The organism is Muribaculum sp., assembly GCF_029051885.1.
GTDB lineage: Bacteria > Bacteroidota > Bacteroidia > Bacteroidales > Muribaculaceae > Muribaculum.
On the sequence record NZ_JAIDKI010000164.1, the window covers coordinates 1 to 5,814 of the forward strand.

The 5,814-nt window shown below is 50.8% G+C and carries 5 protein-coding genes; 4 read left to right on the forward strand and 1 reads right to left on the reverse strand.

Going from position 1 to position 5,814, the window contains the following annotated elements; all coding sequences use genetic code 11:
* The first annotated feature begins 77 nt into the window (after positions 1–77).
* Genes K2I50_RS07160 through K2I50_RS07175 form a run of 4 tightly spaced genes read left to right on the forward strand, consistent with a single transcriptional unit; the run spans position 78 to position 4,711 of the window.
* Positions 78–479 (forward strand): hypothetical protein, encoded by a 402-nt coding sequence (locus K2I50_RS07160; RefSeq protein WP_301025612.1) that lies wholly within the window; start codon positions 78–80, stop codon positions 477–479.
* Between the two features lie 12 nt (positions 480–491).
* Entirely contained in the window at positions 492–971 is a 480-nt protein-coding gene (locus tag K2I50_RS07165) for a hypothetical protein (protein WP_301025614.1), read from the forward strand.
* A 27-nt stretch (positions 972–998) separates the two neighbouring features.
* Positions 999–1,361 carry a translation initiation factor gene (locus K2I50_RS07170; RefSeq protein ID WP_301025616.1) on the forward strand — a complete coding sequence of 121 codons (363 nt, stop codon included), beginning with the start codon at positions 999–1,001 and terminating at the stop codon, positions 1,359–1,361.
* Complete coding sequence (locus K2I50_RS07175; protein WP_301025617.1) at positions 1,355–4,711, forward strand: UvrD-helicase domain-containing protein; 3,357 nt, start codon at positions 1,355–1,357, stop codon at positions 4,709–4,711. The genes K2I50_RS07170 and K2I50_RS07175 overlap by 7 nt, the downstream gene beginning before the upstream one ends.
* A 25-nt stretch (positions 4,712–4,736) precedes the next feature.
* Here K2I50_RS07175 and K2I50_RS07180 read toward each other — a convergent pair whose 3' ends face one another.
* Positions 4,737–5,423: a helix-turn-helix domain-containing protein gene (locus tag K2I50_RS07180; RefSeq protein WP_301025619.1), complete on the reverse strand. Its 687-nt coding sequence runs from the start codon at positions 5,421–5,423 to the stop codon at positions 4,737–4,739.
* Positions 5,424–5,814: the final 391 nt, after the last annotated feature.

Consider the following 5,814-nt stretch of genomic DNA (forward strand, 5'->3'; position numbering starts at 1 on the left):
CTCCCTCATCACAAGCGAAAATATGCTCGACGATTGACCGCCCTGACGGTAACATTTATTATTAAACAAGCTCTAAAATGAAGCGAATTCTGACTATGCTTATTGCGGCGATACTGTTATCGTCGTGCGGCGGTCTGTCAAGCAAAGAGAAGCAGATAGTCGGACTGTATTATAATCCGGCAGTGTCTGACCGGGAGCCTGTATTTGAACTCAACAGCGACGGAACCTGTGTGATGAGAGCCATACGGCCGGATGTGCTGACCCTGTCGGTAAAAGGCACGTGGCATGTGGTCGACGACACGTTGGTCATACATCATAACCTTGCAACCGTCACTGCCGTAGGCGATACATCTATTATCGGCACTGTGGCTCCGGTGTTCAGAGCAAAAGTGACTGGTCATACCGACTACACGATGATACTTGACCGCGATGGCATTGAATATGAGTTCATAAAGAGAAAGACCGTTGGTGGCGAGTAATTGATATGAGTTATGAAAATACTTCTGAATAAACACATTACCATCATCCGACGCAGGGCATGTATGCTTGCGGGCATAGCTGTTGCCGGCATGACCGTTGTGTCATGTTCGTCGCCGTCTGTTTCAGAGCAGAAGGCTGATCTTGAGCAGGCGCAGGCTCTTATAGAGCGTTCGGATTATCGCAGCGCACAGAGTATATGCGACGAGATAAGGCAATTCCAGGCTAAGGGCGAAACACGCGACGCCAAGGTGCTCGGACGGTTGTCGATACTTTACATGAAACTGTCGGATGCGGGCGAGCATGAGGAAAACATTGAGTATGCCTACCAGTGTTTTCTTGAAGCCTACTCTGCCGACAGTGTTGCCGCACATGAATATTACAACTCGTTGAGCATTGACGAGATGCCTCAGGGTGTGCTTCTTGCCGGGATTGTACGCAATACCATAAGAATTCCGGATATGGAGGAGCCTGACTCCGTAGCCGTAAAATGAATATCTTTTACTGAAAAAATAGAGCTGATGGGAGTAGATTTCCGCGATACTTTACGCGCCTTACTTGATAACGCCGATATGCCTATCGAAGAGGCTTGCGAGAATGTGGCCGAAACAGAGCGACCGACATCCGGTACAGAATGTAAGTCAACTGCGCGTCTGGATATCTTTTTTGAGAAGAAAGGGCGTGGCGGTAAGAAAGCGACAATTGTAGCCGGTTTCCCCGACGGTATGGAAGATGACGATATCGCCGCGCTTGCCTCCGGGCTCAAGCAGAGGCTGGGAGCGGGCGGCTCGGCCAGAGGTGGCGAGATTCTTATACAGGGCGACCGCCGTGCCGACCTTAAGAAAGCACTTGAAGAACTTGGCTGGAAGGTAAGGGTATGCTGAGAATACATAAAGCGTCGGCAGGCTCGGGAAAGACATTTACTCTGACAAAAAGCTATATCAAGCTGCTTCTTGGAGAGAAGAGGCAGGACGGGTCATACCGGCTGTCGGACGGCACCAACCGTCATCGCTCTATTCTGGCCATCACATTTACCAACAAGGCTACGGAGGAGATGAAAGCCCGCATTGTCGGTCAACTCGCCTTGTTGGCCGACCCCGGTGGCAAGAGTCCGTATCGCAGTGATTTGTGTGAGGAACTGAAATGTTCGCCGTCCGATTTAAGCGAGCATGCACGCAAGGCGCTAAATTCCTTGCTCATCGACTTCGGCAACTTCAATATAAGCACCATCGATGCATTTTTCCAGATGGTGTTGCGTACTTTTGCCCGCGAGGCCAATCTTTCAGGCAACTATGAGGTAGAGCTCGACGATACACAGGCTGTGTATATGGGAGTTAATGCTATGTTATCGTCGCTCAACTCCTCCGAAGGCAGCGAGACGGAGGCTTCCGCCCGTCGCCAGCTGATGGTGTGGCTCAGGCAGTATATGCTTCAGAAACTTGACGAGGGCAACTCGTTCAACATATTCGTGCGCAACAGCAAGATAACCGGCGAGCTTGTAGATTATATCAAGAAGTCGCTCAACGAGACTTACAAGCTCAACCGCGACACTATAATGGCCTATCTTGAAGAGCCGGAGAAGATAATGCGATTCAGCGCGGCTGTAAACCGTGCGTACGAGCGCCGGCGCAAGCGTTTGGCGGAAGAGGCCGATGCTACTGTCAGTATGCTTAGAAGCAACAAGGTGCTGGAGGGGGTGCATAAGAATGTCAGAACACCTTTCGCTAAATGGGCGGATGGTGATATCGATGTCAGGAAAGAGCTTACCGCCACTATCAAAAAGGCTGCTTCCGATCCTTTGGCTTATTTCACAAAGGCCTACAAAAATACACCTTCCGACCTTGTCGGTGCTGTCGGCCAGCTTGCATCCGACGCAGTAGAGGCGTGGGATGAAATGCGTGCGTTTCTGCTATTGAGAGCCAATATATTCCATATGGGGATTATCGGCGAGGTAGAGCGCCGTACGGCAGAGGTGCAGCGCGAGAATAATGCCATTCTGCTTGGCGACACAGGCACCATACTGAATACTATCATAAACCAGGAAGAGGCCCCTTTCATATATGAGCGTCTCGGCATAAGGTTGCGCAATTTCCTGATTGATGAATTCCAGGATACTTCGAGGATACAGTGGCTTAACCTTAGTCCGCTTGTCCGGGAATCGCTTGCCTCGGGCAATGACAATCTGATAATCGGCGATGAGAAGCAGGCCATATACCGTTTTCGCAACTCCGACCCTTCGCTTATCATAAAGGATGTGCCCGAAGAGTTTGCACAGCAATGCGAGATGCATGGCCATGTGATATCCGAAAATACCAACTGGCGTAGTGCCCGCGAGATAGTGCAGTTCAACAACACGGTATTCATATCTCTCGCCCGTCAGCTCGGGCTTGGCGACATATATGCCAATGTGGTGCAGAATGTGCAGCATGCCGATGTGGCGGGTTATGTGGAATTTGCATCATACAGCGATGCCGACGAGAGTCTTGACCGCATGATTGAGCATATACTCAGGCAGCTTTCGGATGGTTATCGCCAGAGCGATATCGCGGTGCTCTGCGCCAGGAGGGCGGAGTGTGCCGAAGTGGTGGCTCGCCTGCTCCGCGCCAAGGCCGAGAGTCCCGACGGGCTGTTGGGCGACCTGCAGATTATCACCGACGAGGCGCTGGTTGTCGGCAATGCTCCTTCGGTAAGGCAGATTGTAGGAGTGCTGCGCTATGTCGATGCTCATGTGGTGCTGTCGCATAAGAAGGGTGCTGACACTACCGCGGCTGAGATTATCAATCGGTTTGAGTTTTTCAGGGCCATGGGTCATTCCGGTGCCGAGGCTATGCGTTTGGCTTTCTCCGACGATGGTGCCGAGGCCGACCGTGCCGCGCTTGAGGCTGCTGAAATGGAGTGTACCAATGTGCCGTCTATCGTAGAGCGTGTGGTGGCGCGGTGTCTGAGTCCTGATACATGCCGCAACGAGAACCTTTATATCACGGCTTTCCAGGATATGGTCATCGACTTCTGTTCGCATGGCGATGCCGACCTGCATTCGTTTATGAAATGGTGGGACGAAAAAGGGTGTACCCGCAGTCTTGCCGTACCGGATGGTGTCGACGGCATAAGGGTAATGACCATACATAAGTCAAAAGGGCTGGAGTTTGCCTGTGTGCATGTGCCGCTGCTATCCGGGTCGCTGAGTTCGCCCGACAATATGATGTGGGTGTCGACGCGTTATCCCGACTCTCCGAAATTGCTGCCTCTGTTCACCGGGCCTGATTTCGATATGGACGATGTGCCTCCTATGATTCCGTTGAAAGCGAATATCGTAGGAAAGATAGCCCAGTTCTCCCGACAGTATGATGAGGCGGTTTACGACGAGTGTATCGACCGCCTCAACCAGGTATATGTGGCCTTTACACGTGCATCCCGCGAGCTGATTGTAGGATATCAGGAGGGCTCGTCGGAGATTTCCGACAGGCTCGAAGCTGCATTCAGCGAGATGACTCCTGAGATGTGTGAGTCGGTTGCTGCGCTCCGTTCGCTTCCGGGCGGCACCCTTGTGCCGCTCAGCGACAAGATTGTGCGTGTGGTGGTCAATCGCGATGGCGTGGAAGAGGAATGCGAAGTGCTGAAAATCGGCGCACAGGTGTTTTCAGGTGATGATAAGAGTGACATGCGCGAGGGGATACTGGAGATGCCGTCATACTACAGCCTTGACAACGAGGAGATATGGTCGATGAACCGTATCGAGGATATGGCTGACATGGAGCGTCCCCGTCAGCGCGGTATCGTGCTGCATGCGGTGATGGGCTATGTGCGCCATGCCTCCGATATTGACCGTGCGGTGTTGCGTGCCAATATGCGCGGCATATTGCCTCATGGCGAGATGGAAGAGGTTGCCTCGATACTGCGTGAGGCGTTGTCCGACAGTAGGGTTACGCGATGGTTTGAGGGGTATCGCAAACTATTGCGCGAGCGTACGCTTGCCATCCGGTATGAGGAGCGCGACCGGGCTACGGGCGAAAAGACAGGCGGGGAAGTAATCCGCCATTACCGTCCCGACCGTGTGGTATGGACTGCCGAGGGTACAATCGAGGTTGTCGACTATAAGTTTGGCGATGAGGAGTCGTCGCGCTATATGCGGCAGGTGCGCGGCTACATGAATCTTTTGCGCCGCGCCTACCGTGGAGTGAGTGTGCGCGGCTATCTGTGGTACCCTCTTTCGGGCAACATTATCACCTGCTGAAGTAGCATAGGTGGTTTACGTGGCGCTATCTGTTGTCGGATGTGGTGGCTCCGTCAGGCGTGTCGTCGTCATAGGTGTAATCTCCGAGTTTGCGCATTAGACGGAGCTTGCGTTGACGCAGTGTCCCGGGTGTTATACCGATAAGTGCTGCTATTGCAGCATTTGTAAGTCCTGATGTAAGCAGATGGTAAAGAATCATATCATCATCTGTGAGCATTGTGCGGTAGACCGTGATGTCATTACGACACAGATGTATGAAGTGTAGCAGGCTATCGCGTTCATGCTGATTGAGGGGATGTACTTTTTCGGTTGTCTTACATGAGTTTTTATTGTATGTTCCGACGGCGTTCTTAGGGGTTTGCATGCATTGCAGTGCGTTTATCTTAGGCCACGCCTTGCAGTCATGATATAGAGCTGATGTGAGTCGGTCAATCGTGCTTTTCAGTTGCTCGATAGTTTCTTCTTTGTTGGTAATATCGTTGCAAAGGGTATCTATCCGGTCATTGCCCTGTCGGATGATATCGGTGTAGACCGGCGAACGCATCTGTGCAAGCTCCCGGTTCTTGCGCTTTAGCTCCAGTTCCCGATGTGAATGGATAATAAGTAGAAACATCAGAATGGCTATTACGACAATCAGGAATATCGTTAGCATCGATACTCCTCTAAGGATGTCTCCTGTAGGGCCGCTTTGCTCAAAAATCAGTTTGAACATGCTGGCGCATTCAATAGCCGCAAGCGATAGTATGGCATTCATGTATTGTAGGCATCAAGGGTAATTCCAATGCGAATATACGAAATTTTATGGTACGTGGAGATTTTATTGATGAATTATTGCGTTACATATCGGTTGGATATTCAAAGACGCTCATTAATTATTCTGTTGATTGTCAATATGATTTTGTGTGATATAGAAAATGTAACGTTACAAATTTGGGTTTCATCATTTTGATGTCATATCTTTGCTACCGTCGATGGCCATCGCATTTAATCTTAACCCTATTAAGAGCTTGTTTAATAATAAATGTTACCGCCAGGGTCGTATAGCTTGAGACGATTTTCGACATGTGACGAAGGAGTGTACTTTATGTACACGACTGAGGAAC